This is a genomic window from Algiphilus aromaticivorans DG1253 (assembly GCF_000733765.1).
Lineage (GTDB): Bacteria > Pseudomonadota > Gammaproteobacteria > Nevskiales > Nevskiaceae > Algiphilus > Algiphilus aromaticivorans.
This window is the reverse complement of record NZ_JPOG01000001.1, coordinates 55,857-80,557: the sequence shown is the minus strand read 5'-3', so window position 1 is coordinate 80,557 and position 24,701 is coordinate 55,857. Positions and strand designations below refer to the sequence as shown.

Here is a 24,701-nt window from a genome sequence, read left to right as displayed (position 1 = left end):
ATGACGACAAGAAGCTACCGCCATCTCTCGGCGGAGGAACGCGCGGCGATCATGTTGTTGGCTGATGAAGGCGTGACGACCAGGGAGATCAGCCGACGGCTTGGGCGCTCGCCGTCGACGATCTCGCGGGAACGTCGGCGTAATGCGATGGCTAGCAAGGCCTACAACGCTACGGCGGCGACCGCGGCCTACCGGCAGCGACGACAGCGGTGCGGACGGCGTTGCAAGCTTCAGTCCGGCTCGATGCTCTGGCAATACGTGCACGACCGCCTGATCTACTTTGCCTGGTCGCCAGAGCAGATCGCCTGCAGACTGGAACGCATGTTTCCCGACGATCCGGATTGGAAGATCAGCCACGAGACCATCTACGCGGCGATCTACGCGCACCCCAAGGGAGCGCTGAAGAAAGCCATGGTGGAAGCCCTGCGCCAGCACAAGCCGCAGCGCGGCCAGAAACGGCGTACCGCCGCCGGCAAGGGTGGCATGGTGGTGCCCGAGGATCTGAGGATCATTCATCGTCCCGAAGATGTGACGCAGCGCAAGCTGCCGGGTCACTGGGAAGGCGACTTTATAAAGGGCGCCTACAACCGCTCGGCCGTGGGCACCGTCGTTGAGCGCAAAACGCGCTTCGTCATTCTCTGCAAGATGGCGGACTGCAGCGCCGACGCGGCGCTCGAAAGCTTCACGCGCCAGATGAAGAAGGTGCCTGCCTTCATGCGCGAGAGCTTCACTTACGACCGGGGCAGCGAGATGGCGCGTCATGAGGAGCTCGCCCAGCGCTTGAAGCTCGATATCTGGTTCGCCGACCCGTATGCCCCGTGGCAGCGCGGTAGCAACGAGAACACCAACGGGTTGCTGCGCCAATTCCTGCCTAAGGGCACGGACCTGTCGACGGTCAGCCAGACCCAGCTCAACGACGTCGCGCGCCTGCTCAACGGGCGACCACGCAAAACCCTGGACTGGCAAACGCCCGAGGAAGTCATGGCCCAGGAAATGGCTAACTTTCACGATAACGTTGCACTTCATTCTTGAGACCAGCCTTCCTCGAAGCCGTGCTCAAGGCCGAGCACGACGCCCGCCAGCAGCGCAAGTGCCAGTCGCTTCTGCGCCTGGCCAGCCTGCCGGCCGTCAAGACGCTTGACGACTACGACTTTCGCTTCGCCTCGGGCGCGCCCCGCGCCCAGATCCAGCAGCTCGCCGGGCTGGCCTTTGTCGAGCGCGCCGAGAATGTCGTGCTGCTCGGCCCCAGCGGCGTCGGCAAGACGCATATCGCCTGCGCATTGGCCTATCAAGCCATCCAGGCGGGCATCAAGACGCGCTTCATCACCGCCGCCGATCTCATGCTGCAGCTGGCCACGGCCAAAAGCCAGGGGCGGCTGAAAAGCTACTTCAACCGCGTCGTCGCAGGCCCCAGGCTGCTGGTCATCGACGAGCTGGGCTATCTGCCTTTCGGCCGCGACGAGGCCAATCTTTTCTTCCAGGTCGTGGCCCGGCGCTACGAGCGCGGCGCCATCGTGCTGACCAGCAATCTGCCCTTTGCCCAATGGTCCACGGCTCTGGCCGACGACAGCACGCTAACTGCCGCGCTGCTCGACCGCCTGCTGCATCACAGCCACATCGTCCAGATCAGCGGCGAGAGCTACCGCCTCAAAGACAAGCGCAAGGCCGGACACGTCCAACGGCCTGCCGCCACGACCATCGAATGAGCGTGGCCCTGGGTCAGTTTTACTTCGGCGACCTGCACCGGAAGTGGGTCAGTTTTCAGTCGGCGTTGACAACCATCTCCGGTAGCTGGGGCCTGAATGTTGTCTTGCAGGCCCGGCAGGTGTATCGGCGGCGGACCACCCAGAGAGTGACCCGCTTGCCGTGGATGGGCAGATCACGATAGGGAACGTCACGCTTGCCGAACCGTACGAACTCACCCTGCACGCCGCATTCCTCGCAGGCGATGGGATCGGGCACGTCCACCTGGAAGTGCATTTCGTCGTCGGTTGATTTGCAGCCCAGTACTTGGTATTGCGGCAGGTGAAGGATGTTGTCGGGAAGTTCGGTCATGGTGTTGTATAGGCGTAGGTGTCAGTCAGATCCATCCGACTCGGCATTGGTGTTTGCTTTTTTACCCAACAAGCTGCTGGAAACGAAAAGTAAGGCACCGAGGACAATTGCAATATCAGCCAGGTTGAAGGCCGGCCAATGCCAGTCTCGCCAATAGAAATCAAAGGAATCCACAACATAGCCGCGAAAGACCCGGTCAATCAGGTTGCCCATGGCGCCACCGAGGATAAGACTGTAAGCGATGGCTTCTCCTTTATGACGATTTTCAAGGATCAGCTTGATCAGAAAAATCGAGACCACTACCGCGATTCCGATAAAAAAGTAGCGCTGCCAGCCTCCACCATTCGCAAAAAGACTGAATGCGGCACCGGTGTTCCATAGGTGCACCCAGTTAAAGAACGGGGTCACCGAAACATACTCGCCATAGGCCATTGATTGCTGCACCAGCCACTTTACAGCCTGATCAGACGCTGCCAGCAGGCCCGATATGGACAATAGGGCATACGGCGAGAGCTTTTTGCCAATAATGAGCATTATTTAACCCTTCAACGCCAAAATGCGTCTGGCACCGTTAAGTACAATGCCCCCCGCGATGGTGCCGATAATCAGATCCGGATAATTGGAACCGGTCCACGCGACCAGGGCGCCGGCGGTGATGACCCCCAGGTTGATCACCACGTCGTTGGCCGAGAATATCCAGCTTGCCTTCATGTGCGCCCCGCCTTCCCGATGTTTGGATATGAGCAGCAGACAACTGGTATTGGCAATCAATGCGACGAATGCGATAGCCATCATCACCAGCGATTCAGGCTCACTACCGAATACAAAGCGTCTCACCACCTCTACGAGCACGCCCACAGCCAAGATCAGTTGCAGTACACCAGCAAGATGCGCGGCACGTACCTGCATTTTCACGCTATGTCCAACCGCATAAAGGGCAAGCCCGTACACCGCCGCATCGGCAAAATTGTCCAGGGATTCTCCAATCAGGCCGGCGGACCGGGCGATCAGACCGGCAGTCATTTCCACCACGAACAGAAGTGCATTGATGCCGAGCAACCAGCGCAGGGTCCCGGATTCTTGCTTAGCAGAAGCTGCCGAAAACTCGGCGGCCTTGATGGTCTCCGGATTTGCAGCGACGGTTTCCTGAAGCGAGGCGCCTAGCCCCAAGGTCTTCAGTTTCGAGGTGACGGGCTCGACCTCGCCGTCATGCACGACCTTCAGCCGGCGGTTCGACAAGTCGAAGGACAGCGCCCGAATCTCCTCAAAGCCGTTCAGGGCTAGGCGAATCATTCGTTCTTCTGATGGACAGTCCATCTTCGGCACGGCATAAACACTGACCCATCTCCCTGGCGCCTCGGAGGAGGCCTGTATATCGGTATCCGCTGCGGACGTTGCATCACCGCCACAGGCGCCACCACAGGATTTGCTCATGATACGACTCCACTTGAACAATGTTGTGGTACCATTTAAAACTATAAAGCTACTATAAGGTCAATAGAGTAAAGAATCCGTTGGGGAGGAGGCTGATGCGCATTGGTCAGTTGGCGCAGTTGGTAGGGGTCGAAACACAGACGATCCGCTTCTATGAACAGCAGGGCTTGTTGCCGCCGCCTGATCGGCAGGACAACGGTTACCGTGTCTATACCGAGAAGCATGGTGAGGGGCTGGCCTTCATCCGTCGCTGCAGAATCCTGGGCCTGTCACTGGCTGAGATTCACGAACTACAGAGCTATCAGGACGACCCTCATCAGCCTTGTACCGCCGTCAACACCTTGCTCGATGATCACATCTCTCATGTGCGGTCGCAGATAACCGCTCTGCAAGCGCTTGAGAAACAACTCGTTTCACTGAGAGCGAGTTGCAACGATGACCGGGAAGTTGAGGCGTGTGGGGTTCTTGCTGGAATTAGCGAAGGAAACATGCACCAGCAGTAGGTGAAGCATCAACCAGATAATCCGATGAGATGCCGGTCTGTCTCACTCTCATGCAAAGGTGAGATCAACCATTTAATCCGCTTACCCAATATTTTACGGGCACCGGATCCAGCCTATAGCAACCCAACAAATAGATGAGTACGCTATTGGTTTTCTTCCGACTCTTTGCTGCATTTTCAGTTTACTAACACGCTGGGAAGTCAGGGAAGGGTGCATGCGGGTAGCGCCAAGTAGCGCCCCTGTTGGCAAGGAAAAACGTTTACCGCGAAGCAACATTATCGTTTACTGCACAAAGTCGCTCGCTCGGGGGAGTGGTTCCTGGTTGCTTGGGCCATCCATGGCCCAAGCCCTTCGGGCTCCCTCCGGTCGCGTGAATCGGCTTTCCTGCCGATTCATCGAATCCTGGCAGGCCCACCACATCCGCTTTCAGCGACGAAATCGCTGGCTTGGGGAATGGTTCCTGGTTGCTTGGGCCATCCATGGCCCAAGCCCTCCGGGCTCCCTTCGGTCGCGTGAATCGGCTTTCCTGCCGATTCATCGAATCCTGGCAGACCCACCAGATCCGCTTTCAGCGCCCAAGCTGCCGGCTCGGTCGCTGAACCAGACTACGATGCCTCTGCCTGAAACCCGCCCTGGATCCATGCGTGGATGTCGTCGGCCACGTCCTGCCAGCGCGGTTCCAGCATCAGGTTATGGGCCGTCTCGGCGTAGATTCTGGCGGTCGTGCCATAGAAAGCCGCCGTGGCCCGCACATCGGCGGGTGGGAAGATCGAATCCAGCTCTCCACCGAGCACCCGCAACGGCGTGCTCACTGAGCCTCGCCGGGGCAGATTCATGATCACCATATCCAGAAAAGCGAGGAACGACTCGCTGGTCAGCGGCTGCGCATAACGGGCCACATCGGCATCCGATACGCCCGCCGAATAAAACAGCTCGCGCGCCTTGGCTGGGCTGTTCACCAGCAACTGCAGATTCAGGCGCAGATTGGCAGCCAGAAAACGCAGCGGATGCTGACGCAGCAGCTTCAGAACGACCCTCCAGACACCAAAGGGTGGCACCGAACCGAGCAGCACCCCGGCGCGGGCCGGATGCTGGGCCAAATAATGCTGCGTCACCAAGCCGCCCATGGAATGTCCGATGACAACGGGCGGGGTATCCAGACTCTCGGCAACCGACGCCACATCCGCCACGTAGTCGGCGATGCGGTAGCGATTCATCTTCTCCACGCCTGGACTGCCGCCGTGTCCGCGCAGGCTGAGGGCCACGCATTCGTAGCCCAGCCCGGCGAAATAATCCAGAAGAAACTCTTCCCAGCACCAGGCCCCATGCCAGGCGCCGTGCACGAATAGCAGCGGGCTGGCTGCAGTATCACCGCGCTTGCCCTTGCGAATGACTTCCAGGTTCATCGGCTCTTTCCGAGTCGTGTTCGTTGGATAAATCGTACGCAGAAACAGGTCTCGTCGAGATACCAGACCAATCCTGGTTTTACTGTCTGCCCCATCCGGCCGGTTGCTGAGCCTTCCTTCAACGGTTTGAGCGAAGCGAGCCATGCGCCGAGCTGGCGCGAACTCAGCGCTGGGTGGTACGAGCGCTGTGCGCCTGCACACCGCTCGCAAAGCAGAGCGATTCTTGGGCTGTACAACGCACGATTCCCACCATTCTTAGCTTGTCCGATTCGGACTGGGATTGCCCCGATTCAGCGCATACAGCGGCAGGCCGCACGCAATTCCTGCACGAAGAGCTCCGGCTGCTCGAAGGCCGCGAAATGGCCACCGCGCTCGGGCTCGTTGAAGTAGCGCAGATCCAGGTAGCGCCGTTCCACCCAGTGCCGCGACGGCCGGAATATCTCACCCGGAAAGACGGATACGGCCGTGGGCGCGGTAACCGGCTCGCGGTCGAAATTGCGCAGGCTCTCCCAGTAGAGGCGCGCCGAAGAGGCGGCCGTGGCGGGCAGCCAGTAGAGCATCACGTTGTCCAGCAGCTCGTCGCGACTGATGACAGCGTCCGGCCCGCTGCCGTCGTGATCGACCCAGCTCCAGAACTTCTCCAGAATCCAGGCCGCCTGTCCCACCGGGGAGTCCGTCAGCCCATAGCCCAGCGTCTGGGGCCGCGTCGCCTGCAGCTTGGCGTAGCCGCTGTCGTGCTTGCGGTAGTGCTCCATGCGCGTCAGCGCCGCCCGCTCGCCCTCCGTGAGCTGCGCCATGTCTTCCTGCGTAGGCGTAGCCAGCGCCATGTTCAAGTGAATGCCCGCGCAATGCTCCGGGTCGAGCTTGGATAGCGCCGTGGTCACCATCGACCCCCAGTCCCCGCCCTGCGCCAGATAACGCTCGTGCCCGAGGCGCGCCATCAGCTGCGCCCAGGCGCGGGCGATGCGCTCCACGCTCCAGCCGGTTTCGGATGGCTTGTCGCTGAAGCCATAACCGGGGAGGCTGGGACAGATGACCTCGAAGGCATCGGCGGGATCGCAGCCGTGGGCGCGCGGATCGGTCAGCGGCCCCAACACCTTCAGGAATTCCACGATCGAACCCGGCCAACCGTGGGTCATCAGCAGCGGCGTGGCATTCGACTCCGGCGAGCGCACGTGCAAAAAATGGATGCCCAGCCCGTCGATCTCGGTGCGGAACTGCGGCCAGGCGTTGATGCGCGCCTCCCGCGAGCGCCAGTCGTAGTGTTCGAGCCAGTGCTCGCAGATGTTCCGCATCCAGGCCAGCGGCACGCCCTGCGATCCATCGTCGACCAGCTCTGCCTCCGACCAGCGTGTGCGCTGCAGCCGCTCGGCCAGATCGTCCAGCGCAGCGTCGGCGACATGGATGGCGAAGGGCTCGATGGATGGCTTCAAGGGCTACTCCTTGCGACTTTATCCCGCCACGCGAGGCGCGCAGCGCACTGCATACTGCCAGCACGCAACGGGCGGGCCCCGGCGATCCGGCAAGAAGAACTAGCACGGTTCACGGATGGAAAAGCGCCTCGCTTGCCAGGCAAATGAATGATGGCCCTGTCGCCTCGGAGACGAACAGGACGACGCCAAGGTGCGCCCGCAGGGTCGATCGCGGCCTCACCCCCCCGGCTCCGACGCGATCCATATTGCTAAGCTGCGGGCATGCGGGAAGTTCACAGCCGAATATCCGGGAAACGTAAATTGACGAGGGCGAGGTCGCCCATGCTTCCAACGAAATGGCGTACGGAAGCGCCGCCTTCCCCGAGATGCGGCGGCGTTCGCTCATATACGGCAAAGCTGCGCCGACCGCTCCCGCACTCGCTTGAAGGCTGCCACCGCGTAGCGACCACAGGGCTCATGTTTGGCAGACAGCAGGCAGGGGCATCGTGATCAGCGCTTCCGACTGGACGGTCGTGGCCGTCACCACGCTGGTCGTCGGATTGGCCGTGTTTCTCCACTTCGAGGTCATCGCTGCGCTCAACCGCTGGACCCGAACGCGCCCGATCGACAAGCAAAGGGATCACCACGACCGTCCGACCCTGCTGATCGTCATCAGCGTGCTGCTCGGAACCCATATTGCCGAGATCTGGCTGTTTGGCGGCGCCTTCTGGCTGCTCATCAATATCCCCTTGGATTCAAGCGCCAAGTGCAACACTTCCGGCAAAGGAGGTGTGCTGTGGGGATTCACTATCGACACTTGGGCGCGGAGGAACGGGGCACGATCATGGCGATGATCCTGGGCGGTGCGAGCATGCGTTGCGTCGCTGAGGCCATCGGCCGATCCCCGAGCACGGTCCAGCGGGAACTCCGGCGCAACGGCTACCGGCAGGAATCGGAGTCGCTCAAGGGGCGGCCGCGCAAGATTCCCCGATATGACGCGCCGAGCGCAGGCCGGCGCGCCAGCCGGCTGCGCCGCAAGCCGCGTGTGGAACGCAAGCTGGTTCGCACAGGCGCGCTCTGGCCGGAGGTGGTGGATCGGCTGCATCGCGGTTGGTCCCCGGAACAGATCGCCGGCAGACTGGGTGGGGTGTCGCACGAGACGATCTACACCGCGATCTACGCCACGCCACGGGGGCAGCTCCGACGCGAGTTGACGTCGCTGCTGCGACAAGGGCATCGCACCGGGCGCAAGCGCCGCCAAGGCCGGGATCGGCGCGGCCGGCTCGTGGATATGGTCAGCATCCATGTGCGCCCGCCGGAAGCTGAAGACCGACTGGTGCCGGGGCATTGGGAAGGCGACTTTATCGTCGGGCGCCGCAATCAATCGGCGGTCGGCACGCTGGTGGACCGCCATTCCCTCTTCGTTATGCTCGCCAAGATGGATGGCTGCACCGCCGAGGCCGCCTTGGAGGGGTTCAGCAAGACCTTCAATGCCCTGCCTGAGGCGCAGCGACGGACGCTGACCTACGATCAGGGCAAGGAAATGGCGCGCCACAGCGAGCTGGCTGAGCGCACGGGCCTCAGTATTTACTTCGCCGATCCGAACAGCCCCTGGCAGCGGGGAATCAACGAAAACACCAACGGCTTGCTCCGCCAGTACCTGCCCAAGGGCCATGTCCTGTCGAACTACACCCAGCGCGAACTCGACGCCATTGCTTGGCAACTCAACAATCGACCACGCAAATCGCTGGGCTTTCGGACACCGGCCGAGGTCTTCTTCGAGGCCGCCTACGCAACAACACAACATTGATAGCCGAGGATGTTGCACTTGGGCCTGGAATCCACCCCCGGATACAGGCGCCATCGTAGGCTACGACGCGCTGACCCTCCTAGACTGCATCTACTTCTCGGCGTCGACCTACACCACAGTGGGCTGGGGCGATCTCAACGCCATCGGCGCGACGCGCTTTCTGGCCGGAACCGAAGCGCTGGTTGGCTTCATGCTGATCACCTGGTCGGCCTCCTTTACCTATCTCGTCATGGACCGGACATGGGGCAAGAAACAGGATGACTGATCAGGCGCCCAGCCCTCACCAGTGGAGGCAACGCGAAATCGAAGCCTCGGGGCGTGGGTCTCGACGACCATCCGTCCGACACTACGGAGCGTGACCGGGGTGCGCATCGAAAGGCTCAGCGCCGTCACCCTCTTCGTCACCGACATGGCGCAGTCCTGTGCCTTCTACCGCACGCTCGGCTTCGCGTTGAAGTTTGGCGGGGAAGAGGCCGGCTTCACGAGCTTCTACGCCGGCGAGGGCTTTCTCAATCTGGCCCGGGCGAAGACCCTCAACACCGGCTGGGGCCGCGCGATCTTCCATGTCGACGACGTCGATGCCGTGCACGCCACGGCGCTGGCAGCCGGCCTGACACCGGACTTCGCGCCCCGGGACGCCGAGTGGGGCGAGCGCTATTTCCACATCCAGGACCCCGACGGTCATGAGCTGTCCTTCGCCACGCCTCTGCCCGGCGGCCCTTACTGAGCGTCTGGCCGCGACTCCGGCCGCTTCGATACCCTGACCGTGGAAGGACTCGGGAGATCACCATGCAGGGATTGCTTGATGGGAATCGGACCGCACTGGCCACGCTATTAGCGGCAGCATCGCTGCTGCTCGCAGCCTGTAGCAGCAGCCAGAACGATTCCGGAAGACAAGTCGTGACGCTGGATTTCACGGCCGCAGACGCCCCGGACGCCTCGGGATGGGAGGCCGGCTTCGCCGACTATTCGCCCGAGCAAGAGGAGATCATGGAGTTCGCCTCCGGGCATGAGCCGCTTCCCGGAAAGCTATCGGGCGAGGGGCACGGCCTGATGGTGGGCGCTACCAACCGCTCGGATGACGTCTTCATGTACTGGACCGGACCGGTGCAAGGGCTGGCCCCGGAGACCTCCTACGAGGCGCGCTTCCGCGTCGAGTTCGCGACCGACTCGCCCGCGGGTTGCGCCGGCATCGGCGGCGCACCCGGCGAGTCGGTATGGGTGAAGACCGGCATGACCACGAGGCAACCGGAGCCGGTACTGGTCGAGGAGCACTGGCGCATGAATATCGACAAGGGCAACCAGTCGGCGGGCGGCAAGGACGCGATCATCATCGGCAACGTCGCCAACGAGGGCTCGGGCTGCAATGTCGGCGAGCGCGTCTGGGAGCTGAAGACGGTGGAAAGCGACGGCGCCTTCATCCTGAACACCGACTCTGATGGCGTGGCCTGGGTGACGGTGGGCACTGATTCCGGCTTCGAGGGGCGTACCGAGTTGTTCTATACGCGCATCGTGGCCACTCTGGAGCCGCGGTAGGCCAGCCCGCATATCGCGGACCGAGCGGTCGTCGAAGGCGGCCGAGCATCGACCGCTCAGGGCAATGGTACTGAGCGGCGACGCCGCTGCCGCCCGCCCGGACCGGGTTGCAGGCGGAATTCCCGCGTCACGGCGCCCCGCCGGCGCTACCACTGCGCGCCATCAGGCACTGATCACGCGTATGGCGCAGACTGCTCCATACGCTGCCGGGAGATTCGGTGCCGCGACCGCCCCGCGCTGGAGCCATTGAGTTGCGCGGGCTAAGGTGCGGTCCCGCTGGAACGCCACCGCCTGCTCCACGGACGCTGAGCTAAACCGGCAACGCGGCGGGGGCCGCGCCAGCCCCCGCATCTATGTTCGGCAGCGTACCGACGACGAACCGGAACTTGCCGAAACTGGTCGCGTTCTACCGCGACCGCAATTGCCGCCAATGACCACGAAGCACGGTTTCCCGGAAGCGGCGCTGGCAGTTCGCAGCGCGGGTCGCTGGGCCCGTGATGCGCCACTCCGAAGCACCAAATCCCAGGATGATATGAACAAGATCGAGGCCAACCGCCTACCCCGGCCCGCAGCACTGCACGAGGCCGTGAAGCCCTATCAGCGGGCCGATCTCATGAAGGCCAGCTGGCAGCTCGTCAACACGCTCGGCGCCTATGCGCTGTTGTGGTTGTTGATGTATCTCAGCCTGTCCGTGTCCTGGTGGCTCATCCCGCCGCTGATCGTCGTAACCGCAGGCCTGGCGGTACGCATCTTCATCATCTTCCACGACTGCTGCCACGGCTCCTTCTTCCAGAGCCGGCGCGCCAACGCTATCTGGGGCTTCGTCTGCGGGGCCCTGGTCTTCACGCCCTATCACAAGTGGCGCCGCGAGCACACGCTGCACCACGCCACGGCCGGCAATCTTGACCGCCGCGGCACCGGCGACGTGTGGACGCTTACGGTCGAGGAGTACCTATCCGCCTCATGGGGCACCCGTCTGGCTTACCGCCTCGGGCGCAACCCCTTCGTGCTCTTTGTTCTCGCCCCGCTCTACGTTTTCCTGGTGGATCATCGTTTTACCGCGGCCGCATCGGACAAGCGCGAGAGGCAGTCGCTGTGGTCGACGAATCTCGCCATCGCGGTGACGGCCTGGGGCATGAGCGCCGCCCTGGGACTCGGCCCCTATGTGCTGATACAGCTCGGCGTCATCGGCCTTGCGGGCTCCGTAGGCATCTGGCTGTTCTATGTTCAACACCAGTTCGAGACGGTCAGCTGGCAACGCCACGAAAACAGGCGCCACGTTGACGCTGCGCTGCAAGGCAGCTCCTTCTACAAGCTGCCGCGGGTGCTGCAATGGTTTACCGGCAACATCGGCTTTCACCACGTGCACCACCTGAATCCGCGCGTCCCCAACTACCATCTGGAACGTTGCCACACCGCGCATCCCGTATTTCAGGAAGTCGCCACGCTGACCCTGCTGGGGAGCTTTCGCTCGATTCCTTTGCGGCTGTGGGACGAATCGACCAACGAGTTGATCGGCTGGCGCCGCCTGCGCGAAAGGCATCAAGCTTCGTGATTCCGCCGCATGTCAGCCCTTGGGCGGCGCGAAGTAGGCTTTGATCGCAGCAGCGCTGGCGTGCTGATCGTGCGGCTTCAACCCCATGAAATCGCGCGAAACCGTCACGGGGTTTAACGGGCGCCTTTGGCCGCGGCCAGCGGATGCATCCGGCGCTCGTGATTCGCCGACCGCGTCAGAGGTTGCCTGGGTGTGTTCGGTCATTGCCATCTCCCTCTGACTCCTGCGCGGGGCAGGAGTGCTCGGCGCTCGGATCAGGGCTCCATAGCAAGCTAGCCGAAGAGTACGCCACGGTCGGTGCGCTGACGCGCACTGCCCGCGCCAGCGCACAGTCAGCGATCAGTCAGGCCAGGGTGACAACACTGCCGGCGAATGATCCGGCTTGTCCTCGGCACTCGCGCCCATGCGCCAGTGCGCCATCCGATCGACGGCGACGAGCCCGAAGATGTCCTGCAGCCACAAGGAGGGCAAAGGAATGCTGGGACGCAACGACAGAGGCCACTACAAGCTGCGCACAAAGGTCGTACTTCGCCTGGCGACGGCGATTCTCGGCGTTGGATTGTCAACGACGGGATGGGCGGAGGTGCGTTCCTACGACGCGCTCGTCGAACGCGCCCGCAGCCTCGCCGATAAAGATTTCCAGCCCGCCGATGTCGCCATGCCACCGTCGCTGGAGGAGCTGGACTACGACGCCTATCGCGACATCCGCTTTCGACCCGAGCGCGCCATCTGGCGCGATACCGAGCTGCCCGTGGAGCTGCAACTCCTGCATCTGGGGCTGTACTACGACACCCCGATCGCGCTGAACCTGATCACGCAAGACGGCGTCGAGGCCGTGCCCTTCGACCCGGCGCTCTTCGATTACGGGCGCAACGAGGCTCCTGAGGAGATACCCGAAGACTTCAGCTTCAGCGGCTTTCGCTTGCACTACCCGCTGAATGCTCCGGACTACAAGGACGAGCTGATCGTATTCCAGGGAGCCTCCTACTTCCGAGCGCTCGGTCGGGGGCAGCAGTACGGGCTCTCCGCGCGCGGTCTGGCCATCGATACCGCCGAGCCAAGCGGCGAGGAATTCCCGGCATTCCGGGAGTTCTGGATTGAGTGGCCACGCAAGGACGCCACCAGCTTCCGCATCCTGGCGCTCCTCGACAGTCCCAGCGTCACCGGCGCCTACGCCTTCGAGGTCACGCCGGGAGACACCACCCGCACCAAGGTGGAAGCGAAGCTCTTCCCGCGCCAAGCGATCGACAAGCTCGGAGTCGCCCCGCTCACCAGCATGTACTACTACGGCGAGGCCACACCGCGGCCACCCAAGGATTTCCGGCCGGAAGTGCACGATTCGGACGGCTTGCTCGTGCACGCCGACGACGAGTGGCTGTGGCGTCCGCTGCGCAACCCCGACGAACTGACCGCCAACGCCTTCAGCAGCGAACACCTTCAGGGCTTCGGCCTGATGCAGCGCGACCGCGACCACGCCAGTTACCAGGATCTGGAAGCGGACTACCAGCGGCGACCGAGCGCATGGGTCGAGCCGCACGGTGACTGGGGCGCCGGGCACATCGAGCTGATACAGATCCCGGCGAGCAACGAGGTCAACGACAACATCGTGGCGTTCTGGGTACCGGAGCGGGCAGTGACGCCCGAGGCCCCCCTGTCCTTCGCCTACACCATCCATTGGGAGCACGCGCGCTTGAGCGGCCCCGAACTGGCGACGGTTCGAGCCACCCGCTTGGCCCGGCCCGAGGGCGACGAGAAGGCACGACACTTCATCATCGACTTCGCCGGCGGGCCGCTCGCGGGGCTGGCGCCGGACGCGGAGATTCGCCGCGAATTCAGCCACAGCGGCAACTTCGAGGCCGAGGAAGTGCAGACCATGCACAACCCGCACACCGGCGGATGGCGCGCGGTGATCAAGGGCAGGCCGCGCGACGATGCACAGGAGCAGGCCATCGAGCTGCGTTTGCAGCTGCGCGATGCCGACGACGAAGCCCTCAGTGAGGTTTGGTCCTACAGCATTGACCCGTCATGAGCGCCGGAAGCCAGGACACCGGCAAGATCGCACAGCAGGAGCACCTACTGCCGGAGGAGGCCATGCCAACGCAGCGGACACTGGCTGACAGCGCGGCGCGCATCGTGATGCACTGGTTCGGCGTCGCCGGCGCCGAAGCCGCGCGCATCGCGCGGTGGCCCCTGAAGCTGGAGGCCATGCCGGCGCTACGGCGCACATCGATGGCGCCCAGGCGCCCCGAATCGGCCAGCGAATGGCCGCGGCGCCCGGGAGATCGGCTGAGTGCCTGGCTGCGCCGCCTGCTGCTGGTCGGCCTGGCTGCGGCGCAGACTGTGTACGCCAGCTTCTTCTTTGTCGGTCTCATGCCGCATCAGGGCGAGCAGGGCCTGGAGCTGGTGGTCGCCTTGCTCTTCGCGGCGCTCTTCTTCTGGGTATCGATCGGCTTCTGGACGGCGATCGCCGGCACCTGGATTTGCCTGACGCGCCTGGACCGCTTCGCAATCTCGCGACGGGCGCCAACTGATCCGCCGCCCATTAGCACGCGCACGGCGTTGGTCATGCCAATCTACAACGAGCCGGTGGACCGCGTCTTCGCCGGCCTGCGTGCCACGCTGCGCTCCATTGATGAAGCCGGCCTCGGCGGGCGGGTTCACTGCTATGTGCTCAGCGACAGCACCGACCCCGACATCCAGCTCGCCGAGGAGCTGGCCTGGGCCGAACTCATCCGCGACCTGAACGCGGCCGGCCGCGTGCACTACCGGCGGCGACGGCATCACATCAACCGCAAGACCGGCAATATCGCGGACTTCTGCCGGCGCTGGGGCGCGCGCTACGACCATATGATGGTGCTCGACGCCGACAGCGTCATGGAAGGCCGATGCCTGCGGCGTCTGATCGAGATCATGGAGGCGAATCCGCAGGTCGGCATCCTGCAAACGGCCCCCGTGCCCGCCGGCAGGCAGTCGATCTTCGCGCGCGTCCAGCAGTTCGCTTCGCGCCTGTACGCCCCCGTCTTCTCGGCCGGGCTGCACTACTGGCAGCTGGGGGAAGCGCAGTACTGGGGGCACAACGCGCTCGTCCGGCTGGCGCCCTTCATCCGCTATTGCGGCCTGTCACGCATTCCGGGACGCGGCCCGCTCAGTGGCGCAATTCTCAGTCACGACTTCGTCGAAGCCGCACTGATGCGCCGCGCCGGCTGGCAGGTGTGGATCGCCTACGACATCGACGGCAGCTACGAAGAACCCCCTTCGAATTTCATCGAGGAGCTGATCCGAGATCGGCGGTGGTGCGAGGGTAATCTCCAGCACTTGCGGCTGTTCAATACTCCGGGCCTGCACCCTGCGCACCGCGCCGGCTTCCTGGTCGGGGTAATGGCCTATCTCTCCGCACCACTGTGGTTCCTCTTCCTCTTCGCCACCACCGGTCAGTTGACCATCGAGGCTTTCGCGTCGCCGCAGTACTTCCCGGAGCACCGCGTGCTCTTCCCGGACTGGCCCATATGGCGCCCCGAGCTGGCTGTGTCTCTGCTGGCCTCTACCATCGCGCTGCTGATCGCGCCCAAGATCCTCGCCGCCATCGTGGCAGTCACGCGCGGACCCGGCGCGCGCGCCTTCGGCGGATGGCTCGGCCTGAGCGCTTCGCTGCTCATGGAGATTCTCGTCTCCAGTCTGCTGGCACCGCTGCGCATGGTCGCGCACACCGTCTTCGTCATTGCCGTGCTGCTGGGCATCCGCACGCAATGGGGCGGCCAGGCCCGCGCGGACGGCGCCGTACCGTGGGAGGGCGCGCTACGCCTGTTCGCCCTGCCCAGCCTGATCGCCATCGCGTGGGGCAGCTATCTCTGGTATCTGGATCCTGCCTATCTGTGGTGGTCGATACCGGTGCTTGGCCCGCTAGTGATCGCCGTGCCGCTGGCGGCAGCGTCTGCAAGCCGTAGCGCGGGCCGTGCGACCCGGCAGGCACATTGCTTCGTCACACCGGAAGAGTCGCGCCCACCGGCCGTCTTGCGATGGACCGCCGAGGCGCTGGAGCGCCATACCGAGCACTCGTTGGCCGCCGGCATCCACGCCCGCGACGCCGTCCTGGATCCGCGCATCTGGGCCTTGCACCGCGCCATGACGCGCGACGATGAGGAGGCCATGCGCAACCCCGGACGCACCATCCAGCACGCCTTCGATAATGGACCGGATGCGCTGAGCAGCATGCAATGGCGCCGACTGCTCGCGGACAATCGGGCGCTGTCTAGGCTGTACTGGCTGCTACAGATGCAACCGGAACTGGCCCACCCCGGTTGGGCGCTGACAGAGCAAGCACCAGATGCTCCGGCGGCAAGGCTCGCAGCCTGATCCGCAGCGCAGCTGGCGGGCCACACCACCGTGGCGGAGCGCCGATGCGATCGGATCCGAGCGGCGCGATGCGGATCAGCCGCTCGCACCCCCTTCGTCGGGACGTGTCACCACGGCGATGGCATCGCCCATCCGAACGGTGCCGCCCTCGAGCACCTTCCAGAAGATGCCGCGCAGATTGAGGTGTCGCGCGGCAGGCGCCTGCACGAAGCGCAGCGCATCGTCGCCGAAGCGCTCATGAAACTTGGCGCAGCCGTTGTGCGGCTTGGCGGTTACCTCGACCAGCGCGGCGCCCACCCACAGCCGGCTTCCGGGCGGAAGATTCGCCGCGGAGATGTCGAAATCAACGAAGAAATTGTCGCCGAACAAGCTCAGATCCTGACCGTTGGCGATCAGCCGCGCGACGGCGTTGCGCATCACCGCGATCTGCGATTCCGGATCGCGCGGCGGGCGGCGGAACCAGCCGTCACCGGGCACGCCGAGATCGACGGACAGCTCGGTGGCACTGAGAGTCTCGCGACTACCGTCGGCCCGGCGGCGCACGATGCATGCGACGCGCCCGCGCTCCGCATCCGGCTCGGGCGGCAGAGCATCCAGGCCGGCGCGCAACTCGGCCAAGGAAAGATGCCGCTCCGGATCGCCCTTCGGGCCATAGGGCTCGCGCGCGAGCTTCGTCATTGTGGCGCTCCACCGATTCTCGGCGCGCAGTATAGATACGGCCGTCGCACTCAGTGCGCCTCGGGGCCTTCCAGCGCGCGACGCGCTTCCGGCGACAGCACCTGCGGCCGCGCGCGGGGCTGACCGGTTGCTGCGTCGAAGAAGGGCGAATGCCGGTGATCACCTCGCAGGCGGGCCTTGATCAGCAGCCACAGCACCCGCACGAACACCGGCAGGGGTACGCCCTGACTGGCTTCGAGATCACCCGTATCACCGATCGCGGATTGCGCCTGAATGCGATTGCGGACTGGTCCGAGCAGGGTATCGCCCTCCGCGTCCCAGGCGGCGCTTATCAGGCCCACGAAGGGCATGGCCGACGCGGGCATCGTGTTGGCGATGGGCGTGCGGCAGCAGGCCGCGTACCAGCGCAGCATGCCCTTGTCGCTGAGCCGCACGCATGCGAGCTGCGCGGTCCCCTCGGTGAAGACCAGCCCCCTCGGCGAATGCTGGAAGACCTCCGTGCCGCCGTGAGCGTCGAGCACATCGGGGCGCTCCAGGAAGCGGGCAAAGGCCTGGCAGTCGCGGCAGTAGCACACTGTGCGGTTGCCGCTGCCTGCCGCGACGCCGCGGAAGATGCCCTGCAGCTTGCCGCAGTCACACCGGATGCGAAGCGCTGTCTCCATGCGCGCGCCCCTCTGGTTTTCGGAGACAGAAGCTACCGAGGCCTGATGACCGACGCAAGACTGCGCGCAGTCACACATGCCCCCTGCACCGCGCGCGTGCCGCATACTCCGGAGATGGCCCTCACCGCAACGCTGCACCACTTCACCCTCCAGCTCGCAGACATGGACCGGGGCGTCTACGCCGATTTCGCGCTGCGTGTGGCGCAGCAGCCATCGGAAACGGGCGCCTTCATGCTGCTGCGCGTGCTGGCCTACTGTCTGGAATTCGAGGACGGCATCGCGCTGACGGAGGGCGTGGCGGCCACCGACGAGCCCGCCGTCGTGGTGCGTGACCTGACCGGGCGCATCACCAAATGGATCGAGGTCGGTGCGCCGGACGCCGAGCGCGTGCATCGGGGCAGCAAGCTGGCTGGTCGCGCGATGGTGTATACGCACCGCGACCCGCGCCCCCTGCTGACGCAGTACGCCGATTCGAAGATCCACCGTGCCACGGAGGTGCCGGTCTACGCCTTCGACCGCGACTTCCTGACGGCGGCAGCCGAAACGCTGCAGCGGCGCTCGAAGCTGGCGGTATCGGTAACCGAGGGGCAGCTCTATCTCGACATCGACGGCGACAGCCGAATGAGCGAGATTCACCGCTACAGCGCAGCCGGCCTCTAAAGCGCTTCAGACCGTCGCGGCGGCACTCACCGGCTCGGCATCGACGCCGGAGACACACACCGCATGCCCGCCGGCGCGCTTGGCGCGATACATCGCATCGTCCGCCCGCCGCAGAACCGCCTGCACGGCACGGCCATGCTGGGGACAGGCCGCCACGCCAATGCTCACCCGGGGCGGCACAGGCGTGGCCGGCAGCGCTCCGATCTCCCGCAACAGGCGCTCGGCCAGCTTGCGCGCATCTTCGATATTGGCGTCGGGCAGAACCGCGACGAACTCGTCGCCGCCCAGCCGCGCGGTGATGTCCTGCTTACGCGTCGCCGCTTCCAGGTGCCGGGCCACCGCCGCCAGCGCCTCGTCGCCTGCGGCGTGGCCGTGCTCGTCGTTGATCTTCTTGAGATTGTCCATGTCGGCCATCACCACGGCGTAGCGTCGCGCGACACGCAAGGCGTCGTCGTCGAGGTTCTCGGTGCGGGTGGCGAAAGCGGCGCGATTGGCGAGCCCGGTGAGCTGGTCGGTGTGCGCCATCAGCAGCATGCGTTCATTGGCCAGATGAATGGCGTCGGCCAGCATGGTGGTGAGATAGCCCACCAGCAGGAACATGACGACATGCGCGCCGGCAGCCGCCAGCTCCGCCCCCATGAAGGCCTCCAGCCCGCGCCCCTGATAGAGCAGCAGCAGGTAGCAGCTGGCGATGACAGCCACCTCCAGCAGCGTCGCCAGCTTGCCCAGCGCCAGCGCGCTGGTAATGACCGCGAGCAGATACAGGCCGACCAGCGGGCCGTCGATACCCTGCATTTCCAGCAACAGCCAGGTGATGAAGCCGATCATCACCCAGGTGTGCAGCGCGAGCATCCAGCGCCGGTTGAGGCCGAAGGCGGTCAAGCCGTGCGCGGCCATGCTCACGCCAAAGTAGCCGAGCGTGCCCAGCGCAGCCACCTGGTCACCGCCCAGCGGTTCGCCGGCCAGGATCAGATAGAGCAACACCAGGGTAACCAGCAGCCACTGAATCTGGTGCACGCCGCGCGCGAAGCCGTGCAGCTGCACTGTGTGCGCATCCCACTCAAGTGGCGGCATGGGTCTCTTCATCACGGATGCAATTCCCCCGTTGCGGACGCGCCAAGGCACAGTAAGCGACCATGCAGCGGTGTCCCCTGCTGGCTCCGTCTCGGCACAGGCTGTGCTTGCCGTTTCGGATGAATTCGGCTCCCTCGCTCGCGTGAGTCATTTTGCAGTGTAACCATCACCGGAGCGGCCGACGAGCCCGCACGTCCGGCGCCTCGCTGCCGTTTACCAGGGACGACAAGGCAACGGAAGTGGCGCGCGGCGGCGCGGACTCCCATCATGGGCACTAGTTTTCGGCGCGAGTGCACAGATTGGCAAGCTTCCCGACCAACCCCGATCCGGAGGGGCTGCGCGAATACTCGGTGGTGTTCACCGACCGCGCCCTCAATCACATGTCCGCGGCCTTCCAGCAGATCATGCGCGATCTCTCGCAGATGCTGCGCGAGACCTACGCGGCAGAAGCGGCGGTGCTCGTGCCGGGCGGCGGCACGGCGGCCATGGAATCGGTGGCCCGGCAGCTGGCGCCCGGCCAGCGCTGCCTGATCGTGCGCAACGGCTGGTTCAGCTATCGCTGGTCGCAAATCCTGGAGATGGGCGGACTGGGCACGACGAGCATGGTTCTCAAGGCCGCGCCGCTGGAACCCTCGCCGCAGGCGGCCTGGGCGCCACCGCCCGTCGATGAAGTCGCCGAGGCCATCGCCGAGTCCAGCATCGACCTTGTCTTTGCGCCGCACGTCGAGACCTCGGCCGGCATGCTGCTTCCCGACGCCTATATCCGCGAGTTAGCCGAGGCCGTGCACGCCAACGGCGGCCTGCTGGTGCTGGACTGCGTGGCATCCGGCGCGTTGTGGGTGGACATGGCGGCGCTGGGCGTGGACGTACTGATCAGCGCACCGCAGAAGAGCTGGAGCGCCACCCCCTCGACCGGCCTCGTCATGCTGAGCCGAGCGGCGCTGGCACGCGTCGAGGCCACGCAAAGCTCCAGCTTCGCGCTCGATCTGAAGCAGTGGCTGGGCATCATGCGGGCCTACGAGGATGGCGGCCACGCCTATCACGCGACCCTGCCCACCGACGGCCTGCGCCACTTCCGCGACGCCATGGTCGAGACGCGTGCCTTCGGCCTGGAGCCGGCGCGCGAGCGCCAGCTGGCGCTGGGCCGGCGCGTGCGCGGCAGCCTCGCCGCTCGCGGCTTCGCCAGTGTCGCTGCCGAGGGCTTCGCGGCCCCCGGCGTGGTCGTCTGCCACACGCGTATCGACGCCATCCACAGCGGCGCCGCCTTCGCCGAGCGCGGCATCCAGATCGCCAAGGGCGTCCCGCTGATGTGTGGCGAGCCGGAGGATTTCAAGACCTTCCGCATCGGGCTCTTCGGCCTCGACAAGCTTGCCAACGTCGACGGCACCGTTGCGCGCCTGGAAGCTGCGCTCGATACCATCCCGGCTGAGGGCTGAGGCCCACCCCCAACAAGTCGAGCCGCAATGCGATCCGAGAACGTTACCTACATCATCATGGCGGTGTGCATCGCCATCTTCGGCCTGCAGATGCAGGCCGCCGACGGCCTGCTGCGCAGCTTCGCGCTGTGGCCGCTGGGCGAGGGCTTCCAGTTCTGGCAGATCGTCACCAGCGCCTTCCTGCACGGCGGCGTCTTCCATCTGGCCGTGAACATGTTCGGCATCTGGATGTTCGGCCGCGACATCGAGAGCGCGCTGGGGCCCATCCGCTTCATCCAGCTCTACGCCGCCAGCGTGCTGGCGGCGGCCTTTGCCCAGCTGGTGGTCACCGCCTTCGGCGATCCGGTGCCGACAGTGGGGGCCTCCGGCGGCCTATTCGGCCTGCTGGTGGCCTACGCCATGCTCTTCCCGCGACGGCAGATCATGCTGCTCTTTCCACCCATCCCGATGCGCGCGCCGGTCTTCGTCGCACTCTACGCGGCCTTCGAGCTCTACGCCGGCATGAGCGGCACGCTGTCGGGCGTAGCCCACTTCGCGCACCTGGGCGGGCTCGCCGGCGCCTTCGTGTTGCTGCGCTACTGGCGCGCCCGCGCCGTAAGGCATTGAGCCGGGGGCGGCCGGCCGCTAGGCCGGGCGCCCCAGGATCTCGGCGTTGTCAGCACCCAGCGCCGGTGCGCCACCGCTGCGCGTCTGCGCGCCCAGGAACTGGATAGGGTTGCGCAGCGCCGGCTTGCCGCCGTGATCCTCGACCATGCCTCGCGCCACGGTCTGCTCATTGGCCAGTGCCTCTTCCAGCGATAGCACCGGGCTGATGCAGGCGTCGGCGTCTTCCAGAATGCGCGCCCATTCGTCGCGGGTCTTCAGGCGAAAGGCCGCCACCAGCGCCCAGCGCACCGGCGCCAGCGCGCGGCGGGCGCGGGTCGGATCATCCATCAGCTTGGCCAGCTTGCCGACGCCGCCCTTGCCACCACCAGAGGATTTCCCGCCACCGCTGGACTTTTTCTTCTTCTGCAGTCGACTCGCGGCCGATGCCAGCACGCTGCTCACAGCGCCGGGGACCAGCTCTTCCTGCAGGGCAGCCAGCAGCTTCTGGAAGAACTTCGGCTCCAGCGCGCCGACGGCGATATAGCCACCGCCGCGGCAGCGATAGAGGTTGTAGTTGGGCAGCGCCCCGGAGAGCATGTCCTCGCCCCGGGCCTGGGTGTGGCCCAGGCTGCGCAGCGTCGACAACGCCACCGTCTGCAGCGCCAGCGAGCCGTCCTGCATGCCGACATCCACGAAGGCCCCCTGCCCCGACGCGCGTGCGCCGATGACGGCCGACAGGATGCCGATGGCGCAGGTCAGCGCGCCGCCGGCCAGATCCGCGATCTGCACATTGGACTGCACGGGCGGACCACCGGCGCTGCCGATCTGGTCGAGCACGCCGGCGTAGCTGAGGTAGTTCATGTCGTGGCCGGCGCGGTCGCGGTAGGGCCCGCTCTGGCCGTAGCCGGTAAGCGCGGCGTAGACCAGCTTGGGGTTGACCGCGCGCAGATCCTCGTAGCCGCAGCCCAGCCGGTCCATGACGCCGGGGCGGAAGGAATCCACCACGACGTCGGCCTCGGCGGCGAGGCGCTTGAAGGCCTCGACGTCCTCGGCCTTGCGCAGATCCAGCGTCACGGACTTCTTGCCGCGGTTGACCAGCTCGAAGAGTTCCGGGCTCATGGCGCGCGCATAGTCGCCACCGTCGGGCTCCTCGATCTTGATGACCTCGGCGCCGAGCTGAGCGAGATAGAGCGTGCAGAAGGGCCCCGGCAGCAGGCGCGAGCAGTCCAGCACGCGCAGGCCGTCGAGCAGCGGGTTGGCGGTATCGCTCATGATTGATCCGGTTTCAGAAGTTGGCGGCCTGCTTGGCCGGCTCGGCAACAGGCTGCGCGCGGCTGCGGAAGTGGTCGGCCGGGAAGACGTCGACCTCGACCGCCGCCATCCGCGCGGCGCGTGCGGCACGCAGCTGCTCGGCCTCGACCTCGCTGATGACACCCGCGGCCAGCGCCTGCTCGGCCAGTTCCTCAGCGTGGCCGCGCGGCAGCTTGCGTGCCTTCTGCGCTGCAGCGACGCGGGCGGCGGCGGGCTGGGCGGCACAGACCTGACGCCAGGCGTGCAGCAGGCGACCGCCGCCGACTGTACGGTCCTGCGGCAGGAAGCTGCCTTCCATCAGGCGCGCGTACTGGGCGTTGTCGCTCTGAATGGTCTGCGCCGCAGCGTGGCTCAGCGTGTCGTCGGGCGCCGCGCCCAGCGGATTGATGCGCGCCAGCGGCAGGCCGACCCAGCGCAGCAGCACGCCCACCGGGCCACCGAAGTTGCGGTAGATGCCCTCGAAGGCCTGCTGGATCTCGTGCAGGGCGGTCTGCAGCGCATGGTGCACCAGCGGCAGGTCCTCCTCGCGACGACCTTCCGCCTCGAAACGACGCAGCGCGGCGAAGCCGAGCAGCATCCAGGCGACGGCGTCGGCGTAGCGGCCGGTGAGCTTGCCGCGCGCCTTGAGCTTGCCGCCGACAAAGAACATCGCCAGATCGGTGAGTAGCCCGAAGCGCGCCGCGGCCCAGCCCAGACGCCGGTAGTAACGCTTGGTGTCGCGGTGGACGTCCGGCACACGCACGGTCCAGCCGCGCGTGAGGCCGCGCACGACACTGCGGCCGATACCAGAGAAGAAATGGCCGACCCAGCCCAACAGATTGCTGCGGAAGGCATCGGCGTCGTCGTTCTCGACAGCACGCACGACCTTGATGGCGTAGGGGTGCGAGCGTGTCGCGCCCTGGCCGAAGATCATCAGCGTGCGCGTCATGATGTTGGCGCCCTCGACCGTGATCGCCACCGGCGCCGAGCAGTAGCCGCGGCCGATGACATTGTTCGGGCCCTGCATGACGCCGGCGCCGGCGAAGACGTCCATGGCGTCGGTGGCCGCCGAACGGCCCAGCTCGGTGGTATAGGCCTTCATGACGCCCGAGACCACCGGCGGATGAATCCCGTCGTTGACTGCCGAGCAGCCGAAGATGCGCGCGCCCTCGACCATGTAGGCGGTGGCCGCCACGCGGCCGATCTTGTCCTCGACACCGTCCATGCGCCCGATGGGCATGCCGAACTGCTCGCGAACGATCGAGTAGGGGCCGACCATCGCGGCCGCGGCCTGCAGGCCGCCGGCGGCGGTCGCCGGCAGCGAGACCATGCGGCCACCGGCCAGTGATTCCATCAGCATCTTCCAGCCCTGGCCGGCGCGGTCGAGGCCGCCGAGAATGCGCTCGGCCGGCACGACGACATCCTTGCCTTCCAGCGGCCCGTTCGGGAAGGGCTCGCCGATGGGCTCGTGGCGCTCACCCTGCGTCAGCCCCGGCGTATCGCTGTGCAGCAGCACGACGCTGATGCCGGGGTGCTCGCCCTTGCCCAGGAGATTCTCCGGGTCGTGCAGATGACAGGCCAGCGAGATCAGGTCCGCGATGGGCGCCAGGGTGATGTAGCGCTTGCGGAAGTTCAGACGGATGCTGGGCGTGCCGTCCTCGGCGCGGAAGACCTCGCCCTCGGCCTGGATCGAGGCCGCGTCCGAGCCGGCGCCGGGCTCGGTCAGCCCGAAGCAGGGAATCATCTCGCCGCGCGCCAGGCGTGGCAGGTAGTAGGCCTTCTGTTCCTCGGTGCCGTAGTCCACCAGCAGCTCGGCCGCGCCCAGGGTGTTGGGAATGACCACCAGCGCCGACAGCGTGCCGGAGTGCGGCGTCACCTTGGCCATGATGGTCGATCGCGCCAGCGTCGAGAAGCCGAGACCGCCATATTCCTTGGGCACGATCAGGCCGAAGAAGCCTTTTTCGCGCATGAAGGCGACCAGTTCCTCGGGTGCCTCGCCGCTCTCGGCGATGGCATAGCCGTCGGCGCGCTTGAGCAGCTCCTCGCAGGGGCCGTCGAGGAAAGCCTGCTCCTCTTCGGTCAGGCGCTGATAACTGTAGGCCAGCATCCGCTTGAAATCGGGGTTGCCGCCGAAGAGCTCGCCGTCCAGCCAGACATCGCCGGCCTCCAGCGCCTCGCGCTCCGTATCGGAGATCTGCGGGAGCAGCTTGTTGTCCCGCATCCAGTGCATGAGTTTTTCGAACATGTCGGGT

23 protein-coding genes and 2 pseudogenes are annotated in these 24,701 nt (G+C 65.3%); 14 read left to right on the top strand and 11 right to left on the bottom strand.

Translation table 11 applies throughout. The features are described 5' to 3' along the window. Together U743_RS00415 and istB are read left to right on the top strand one after the other, a co-directional pair. Positions 1 to 1,032 carry an IS30 family transposase gene (locus U743_RS00415; RefSeq protein ID WP_043764661.1) on the top strand — a complete coding sequence of 344 codons (1,032 nt, stop codon included), beginning with the start codon at positions 1 to 3 and terminating at the stop codon, positions 1,030 to 1,032. 8 nt (positions 1,033 to 1,040) lie between these two features. Continuing rightward, positions 1,041 to 1,706 (top strand): annotated as a pseudogene (istB, locus tag U743_RS00410) (IS21-like element helper ATPase IstB); the annotation flags it as partial. A gap of 70 nt (positions 1,707 to 1,776) precedes the next feature. On the opposite strand, the pseudogene U743_RS00405 reads toward istB, so the two are convergent. The 3 genes and pseudogenes from U743_RS00405 to U743_RS00395 form a co-directional block, all read right to left on the bottom strand. Next, positions 1,777 to 2,055 (bottom strand): annotated as a pseudogene (locus tag U743_RS00405) (transposase family protein); the annotation flags it as partial. 21 nt (positions 2,056 to 2,076) lie between these two features. After that, a complete protein-coding gene (lspA, locus tag U743_RS00400) occupies positions 2,077 to 2,589 on the bottom strand; it encodes a signal peptidase II (RefSeq protein WP_003821921.1) in 513 nt (170 codons plus the stop codon). Positions 2,590 to 2,592: 3 nt separating this feature from the next. Beyond that, positions 2,593 to 3,489, bottom strand: a complete 897-nt coding sequence (locus U743_RS00395; RefSeq protein WP_043764655.1) for a cation transporter — start codon at positions 3,487 to 3,489, stop codon at positions 2,593 to 2,595. Positions 3,490 to 3,584: 95 nt separating this feature from the next. On the opposite strand from U743_RS00395, the gene cadR reads away from it, so the two are divergent. After that, positions 3,585 to 3,992 carry a Cd(II)/Pb(II)-responsive transcriptional regulator gene (cadR, locus tag U743_RS00390; protein WP_007148576.1) on the top strand — a complete coding sequence of 136 codons (408 nt, stop codon included), beginning with the start codon at positions 3,585 to 3,587 and terminating at the stop codon, positions 3,990 to 3,992. Positions 3,993 to 4,597: 605 nt separating this feature from the next. On the opposite strand, the gene U743_RS00385 is transcribed toward cadR, so the two are convergent. Next, the gene (locus U743_RS00385) at positions 4,598 to 5,398 is read right to left on the bottom strand and encodes an alpha/beta hydrolase (protein WP_043764650.1); all 801 of its coding nucleotides are present in this window, start codon (positions 5,396 to 5,398) and stop codon (positions 4,598 to 4,600) included. Between the two features lie 290 nt (positions 5,399 to 5,688). Beyond that, entirely contained in the window at positions 5,689 to 6,831 is a 1,143-nt protein-coding gene (locus U743_RS00380; RefSeq protein WP_043764648.1) for an epoxide hydrolase family protein, read from the bottom strand. Positions 6,832 to 7,316: 485 nt separating this feature from the next. On the opposite strand from U743_RS00380, the gene U743_RS17810 reads away from it, so the two are divergent. The 6 genes from U743_RS17810 to U743_RS00350 all read left to right on the top strand — a co-directional run bounded on the left by U743_RS17810 (position 7,317) and on the right by U743_RS00350 (position 11,711). Then, complete coding sequence (locus U743_RS17810) at positions 7,317 to 7,664, top strand: hypothetical protein (RefSeq protein ID WP_052367347.1); 348 nt, start codon at positions 7,317 to 7,319, stop codon at positions 7,662 to 7,664. Beyond that, positions 7,613 to 8,620, top strand: coding sequence for an IS30 family transposase (locus tag U743_RS00370; RefSeq protein WP_043770443.1), 1,008 nt, complete (start codon positions 7,613 to 7,615; stop codon positions 8,618 to 8,620). The genes U743_RS17810 and U743_RS00370 overlap by 52 nt, the downstream gene beginning before the upstream one ends. After that, positions 8,523 to 8,885: a potassium channel family protein gene (locus U743_RS19600; protein ID WP_198021868.1), complete on the top strand. Its 363-nt coding sequence runs from the start codon at positions 8,523 to 8,525 to the stop codon at positions 8,883 to 8,885. Before U743_RS00370 ends, U743_RS19600 begins: the two co-directional genes overlap by 98 nt. A gap of 99 nt (positions 8,886 to 8,984) precedes the next feature. Next, positions 8,985 to 9,347, top strand: a complete 363-nt coding sequence (locus U743_RS00360) for a VOC family protein (protein WP_043764647.1) — start codon at positions 8,985 to 8,987, stop codon at positions 9,345 to 9,347. 62 nt (positions 9,348 to 9,409) lie between these two features. Next, positions 9,410 to 10,156, top strand: a complete 747-nt coding sequence (locus tag U743_RS00355) for a PEP-CTERM sorting domain-containing protein (RefSeq protein ID WP_156966278.1) — start codon at positions 9,410 to 9,412, stop codon at positions 10,154 to 10,156. Positions 10,157 to 10,688: 532 nt separating this feature from the next. After that, a complete protein-coding gene (locus tag U743_RS00350) occupies positions 10,689 to 11,711 on the top strand; it encodes a fatty acid desaturase (RefSeq protein ID WP_043764645.1) in 1,023 nt (340 codons plus the stop codon). A 12-nt stretch (positions 11,712 to 11,723) separates the two neighbouring features. On the opposite strand, the gene U743_RS18975 is transcribed toward U743_RS00350, so the two are convergent. Beyond that, the gene (locus U743_RS18975; protein WP_156966277.1) at positions 11,724 to 11,915 is read right to left on the bottom strand and encodes a hypothetical protein; all 192 of its coding nucleotides are present in this window, start codon (positions 11,913 to 11,915) and stop codon (positions 11,724 to 11,726) included. 271 nt (positions 11,916 to 12,186) lie between these two features. Here U743_RS18975 and U743_RS00345 point away from each other — a divergent pair, with 271 nt between their 5' ends. After that, positions 12,187 to 13,740: a glucan biosynthesis protein G gene (locus U743_RS00345; protein WP_043764642.1), complete on the top strand. Its 1,554-nt coding sequence runs from the start codon at positions 12,187 to 12,189 to the stop codon at positions 13,738 to 13,740. Further along, positions 13,737 to 16,064, top strand: coding sequence for a glucans biosynthesis glucosyltransferase MdoH (gene mdoH / locus U743_RS00340; protein ID WP_052367344.1), 2,328 nt, complete (start codon positions 13,737 to 13,739; stop codon positions 16,062 to 16,064). Before U743_RS00345 ends, mdoH begins: the two co-directional genes overlap by 4 nt. A gap of 75 nt (positions 16,065 to 16,139) precedes the next feature. Here mdoH and U743_RS00335 read toward each other — a convergent pair whose 3' ends face one another. Together U743_RS00335 and U743_RS00330 are read right to left on the bottom strand one after the other, a co-directional pair. Next, positions 16,140 to 16,742, bottom strand: coding sequence for an MOSC domain-containing protein (locus U743_RS00335; RefSeq protein WP_052367343.1), 603 nt, complete (start codon positions 16,740 to 16,742; stop codon positions 16,140 to 16,142). A gap of 50 nt (positions 16,743 to 16,792) precedes the next feature. Continuing rightward, positions 16,793 to 17,404, bottom strand: coding sequence for a DUF6151 family protein (locus tag U743_RS00330; RefSeq protein ID WP_043764641.1), 612 nt, complete (start codon positions 17,402 to 17,404; stop codon positions 16,793 to 16,795). A 114-nt stretch (positions 17,405 to 17,518) separates the two neighbouring features. Here U743_RS00330 and U743_RS00325 point away from each other — a divergent pair, with 114 nt between their 5' ends. Then, a complete protein-coding gene (locus tag U743_RS00325) occupies positions 17,519 to 18,064 on the top strand; it encodes a YaeQ family protein (RefSeq protein ID WP_043770428.1) in 546 nt (181 codons plus the stop codon). A 6-nt stretch (positions 18,065 to 18,070) separates the two neighbouring features. Here the strand turns inward: U743_RS00325 and U743_RS17805 are convergent, their stop codons facing one another. After that, positions 18,071 to 19,138, bottom strand: a complete 1,068-nt coding sequence (locus tag U743_RS17805; protein ID WP_052367342.1) for a GGDEF domain-containing protein — start codon at positions 19,136 to 19,138, stop codon at positions 18,071 to 18,073. Between the two features lie 299 nt (positions 19,139 to 19,437). Between U743_RS17805 and U743_RS00315 the strand changes: the two genes are divergently transcribed. After that, positions 19,438 to 20,574, top strand: coding sequence for an aminotransferase class V-fold PLP-dependent enzyme (locus tag U743_RS00315; protein WP_043764639.1), 1,137 nt, complete (start codon positions 19,438 to 19,440; stop codon positions 20,572 to 20,574). Positions 20,575 to 20,601: 27 nt separating this feature from the next. Then, positions 20,602 to 21,180, top strand: a complete 579-nt coding sequence (locus U743_RS00310) for a rhomboid family intramembrane serine protease (RefSeq protein ID WP_043764637.1) — start codon at positions 20,602 to 20,604, stop codon at positions 21,178 to 21,180. Positions 21,181 to 21,198: 18 nt separating this feature from the next. Here U743_RS00310 and U743_RS19390 read toward each other — a convergent pair whose 3' ends face one another. Together U743_RS19390 and U743_RS00300 are read right to left on the bottom strand one after the other, a co-directional pair. Continuing rightward, positions 21,199 to 22,431: a CaiB/BaiF CoA transferase family protein gene (locus tag U743_RS19390; RefSeq protein WP_043764635.1), complete on the bottom strand. Its 1,233-nt coding sequence runs from the start codon at positions 22,429 to 22,431 to the stop codon at positions 21,199 to 21,201. Positions 22,432 to 22,444: 13 nt separating this feature from the next. Next, on the bottom strand, positions 22,445 to 24,694 hold the full coding sequence (locus U743_RS00300; RefSeq protein ID WP_052367341.1) for an acyl-CoA dehydrogenase: 2,250 nt from the start codon (positions 24,692 to 24,694) through the stop codon (positions 22,445 to 22,447). Positions 24,695 to 24,701 lie beyond the last annotated feature (7 nt).

What these genes read in the sequence shown, in the direction of transcription:
- U743_RS00415 (WP_043764661.1), top strand. Translation starts at nt 1, where the DNA reads ATGACGACAAGAAGCTACCGCCATCTCTCGGCGGAGGAACGCGCGGCG.
- lspA (WP_003821921.1), bottom strand. Translation starts at nt 2,589, where the DNA reads ATGCTCATTATTGGCAAAAAGCTCTCGCCGTATGCCCTATTGTCCATA.
- U743_RS00395 (WP_043764655.1), bottom strand. Translation starts at nt 3,489, where the DNA reads ATGAGCAAATCCTGTGGTGGCGCCTGTGGCGGTGATGCAACGTCCGCA.
- cadR (WP_007148576.1), top strand. Translation starts at nt 3,585, where the DNA reads ATGCGCATTGGTCAGTTGGCGCAGTTGGTAGGGGTCGAAACACAGACG.
- U743_RS00385 (WP_043764650.1), bottom strand. Translation starts at nt 5,398, where the DNA reads ATGAACCTGGAAGTCATTCGCAAGGGCAAGCGCGGTGATACTGCAGCC.
- U743_RS00355 (WP_156966278.1), top strand. Translation starts at nt 9,410, where the DNA reads ATGCAGGGATTGCTTGATGGGAATCGGACCGCACTGGCCACGCTATTA.
- U743_RS00350 (WP_043764645.1), top strand. Translation starts at nt 10,689, where the DNA reads ATGAACAAGATCGAGGCCAACCGCCTACCCCGGCCCGCAGCACTGCAC.
- U743_RS18975 (WP_156966277.1), bottom strand. Translation starts at nt 11,915, where the DNA reads ATGACCGAACACACCCAGGCAACCTCTGACGCGGTCGGCGAATCACGA.
- U743_RS00345 (WP_043764642.1), top strand. Translation starts at nt 12,187, where the DNA reads ATGCTGGGACGCAACGACAGAGGCCACTACAAGCTGCGCACAAAGGTC.
- mdoH (WP_052367344.1), top strand. Translation starts at nt 13,737, where the DNA reads ATGAGCGCCGGAAGCCAGGACACCGGCAAGATCGCACAGCAGGAGCAC.
- U743_RS00335 (WP_052367343.1), bottom strand. Translation starts at nt 16,742, where the DNA reads ATGACGAAGCTCGCGCGCGAGCCCTATGGCCCGAAGGGCGATCCGGAG.
- U743_RS00330 (WP_043764641.1), bottom strand. Translation starts at nt 17,404, where the DNA reads ATGGAGACAGCGCTTCGCATCCGGTGTGACTGCGGCAAGCTGCAGGGC.
- U743_RS00325 (WP_043770428.1), top strand. Translation starts at nt 17,519, where the DNA reads ATGGCCCTCACCGCAACGCTGCACCACTTCACCCTCCAGCTCGCAGAC.
- U743_RS17805 (WP_052367342.1), bottom strand. Translation starts at nt 19,138, where the DNA reads ATGCCGCCACTTGAGTGGGATGCGCACACAGTGCAGCTGCACGGCTTC.
- U743_RS00310 (WP_043764637.1), top strand. Translation starts at nt 20,602, where the DNA reads ATGCGATCCGAGAACGTTACCTACATCATCATGGCGGTGTGCATCGCC.
- U743_RS19390 (WP_043764635.1), bottom strand. Translation starts at nt 22,431, where the DNA reads ATGAGCGATACCGCCAACCCGCTGCTCGACGGCCTGCGCGTGCTGGAC.
- U743_RS00300 (WP_052367341.1), bottom strand. Translation starts at nt 24,694, where the DNA reads ATGTTCGAAAAACTCATGCACTGGATGCGGGACAACAAGCTGCTCCCG.